Here is a 2,409-nt window from a genome sequence, read left to right on the forward strand (position 1 = left end):
CAAGCCGCTCCACAAGCTCCTGACGCGTCCCCGCAGTGATAGCCGCACGATGCCCCAAATGAGCACGCCCCCCAGCCAACGAGAAAGCCAGGTCGGCGAGACCTGGCGCCGGCTCATGGCGCAGGATGCCTTCGAGCTGGCTCGCCTGGGCGCCCAGAGCCGTCGGTGTCCTGGCGGAGAGGGGGAAGAGCAGCGGAGCCCCACTGGTAGGAGGTCGCGGCGACGTGCCACCGTCCGGTGTCGGGGCTTCCTCCAGAATGAGGTGGCCGTTGGTTCCGGAGACGCCGAAGGAGGAGACGCCCGCCCTGCGGGGGCGTCCCGGAGTGCGGGGCCAGGGAGCGCTGTCGCCGAGCAGACGCACTGCGTCGCCCCACGCCACCTGTGGGGTGGGTGCGTCGATGTGCAGGGACTGCGGCAGGTTTTCGTGTTGGAGCGCCAGGACCAACTTCATCATCCCCGTGACAGCGGCTGCGGCGCCGGTGTGACCGAGGTTGGATTTGATCGACCCCAGGAGCAGTGGACGTTGAGGGTTTCGCTGGTGGCCGTAGGCGTGTACCAGGGCCTGGGCTTCGATGGGGTCGCCCAGCGAGGTACCGGTGCCGTGCGCCTCCACCGCGTCGATGTCGTCCGGTTCCAGTCCGGCGTTACGTAGCGCGGCACGGATGACGGCTTCCTGGGCGAGTCCGTTGGGAGCTGATAGCCCATTGGATGCGCCGTCCTGGTTGAGTGCGGAGCCGCGGATCACCGCCAGCACCGGATGGCCGTTGGCGTGTGCGTCGGCGAGCCGTTCCAGCAGCAGCAACCCGGCGCCCTCGGCCCAGGCGGTGCCGTCGGCAGCGGCGGCGAAGGATTTACAGCGGCCGTCCGGGGCGAGGCCCCGCTGTCGGGAGAATTCGACGAACATGTCCGGGGTGGGCAGTACGGTCGCACCACCGGCCAGCGCCAGTGTGCACTCGCCCTGGCGCAGCGCCTGGCAGGCGAGGTGGACCGCGACGAGTGAGGAGGAACAGGCCGTGTCCACACTGATGGCGGGCCCTTGGAGCCCCAGGGTGTAGGCGATGCGGCCCGAGGCGACACTGGCCATGCCTCCGGTGACACGGTAGCCCTCGGAGCTGTCGTCGGTCTCGCCGCTCCCGTAATCCTGTCCGACCACCCCGGTGAACACCCCGGTGGCGGTCCCCTTGAGCCGGTCGGGGGCGATGCCGGCGCGCTCCACGGTCTCCCAGGCGACCTCCAGCAGAATCCTCTGCTGCGGGTCCATCGCGGCGGCCTCCCGCGGGGAGATCCCGAAGAAGGCGGCGTCGAATTCCGTCGCGCCATACAGGAATCCGCCCTGCCTGACGTAGGAGGTGCCGGGGTTGCCGGGGTCCGGGTGGAAAAGACGTGTCGTGTCCCAGCCTCGGTCCTCCGGGAATGCGCCGATGGCATCGCGTCCTTCGGAGAGCAGGTGCCACAGCCGCTGGGGGCTGTCCACGCCACCGGGCAGACGGCAGCCCATCGCCACGACCGCGACAGGTCCACGGGTGATCTCGTCCAGTTGTTGTTCGGACTCGGCGAGATCGACCATGACGTCTTTCAGGTGGCTGAGCAACCTGGTTTCCTCACTGGCCATTACCGACTCCCCTGTAACTTCCTCGTACGGCGGTCTTCCAGGAGGACGAGCAACTCGTCGACTCCGGCGCTCTGGATCTCGCCCACATCCAGACGGTGTGGGCGGTCGTCCCGGGGTGCGAGGGCGGAGCTGTGGTCCTGCTCGGTGCCGCTCTGGGCGAGTTGTTCGCTCAGGAGGCGGCCGAGTGCCCGGGGTGTGGGATGGCTGAAGACGGTGGCGCCGGGGATGGTGAGCCCGGTGGCCGCACTGAGCGCGGTGCACAGCCGCACCACGAGCAGGGAGTCGAAGCCCAGTTGTTTGAAGGTGGCGGCGCCGTCCAGCTCGTTCGGAGAGTGATGACCGAGAATGGCGGCGGCATGCTGGTGAACGAGGGCGACCACGGCCCTTTCTCGGTCCGCGGGGTGCATCGCGGCGTAGCCGTCGGCGGGTTCCTCCGGCTCGGGGGGTCGCGTGGGCGTCGCACCGGCCGTGGGGAGGGAGCCGGGGCGCTGCCAGTAGCGCCGGTGTTGGAAGGGGTAGGTGGGCAGCTCGACCTGCCCGCGGGCGGACTCAGCTCGCTCCGTGCCCAATCGGTCCCAGTCGAGCGGTAGTCCGTGCACATAGGCGTCGCCCAACCGTGCAAGTAGATCTATCGGGGTGGCGTGCCCCCGGCTGAGGGTGGGGAGGCAGACGACCGGGCTCGCCGTGGTGTTCCCGTGCACTGCGGGGAGGAGGGTGGGGTGGGGGCTGACTTCGAGGTAGGTGGTGTGTCCGCTCTCCAGCAGCGCCTGCACCGTGTCCTGGAAACGGACCGTACG

The 2,409-nt window shown here is 69.3% G+C and carries 2 protein-coding genes; both read right to left on the minus strand.

The features are described from left to right. The coding region (locus tag ACH4S7_RS36515; protein WP_398525741.1) for a type I polyketide synthase at positions 1–1,612 on the minus strand (1,612 nt) is incomplete at its 3' end. After that, on the minus strand, positions 1,612–2,409 hold a 798-nt coding region (locus tag ACH4S7_RS36520; protein ID WP_398525742.1), incomplete at its 5' end, for a phosphopantetheine-binding protein. The genes ACH4S7_RS36515 and ACH4S7_RS36520, both read right to left, overlap by 1 nt.

Origin of the sequence: Streptomyces sp. NPDC020965, assembly GCF_044333555.1 — a bacterium.
Taxonomy (GTDB): Bacteria; Actinomycetota; Actinomycetes; order Streptomycetales; family Streptomycetaceae; genus Streptomyces.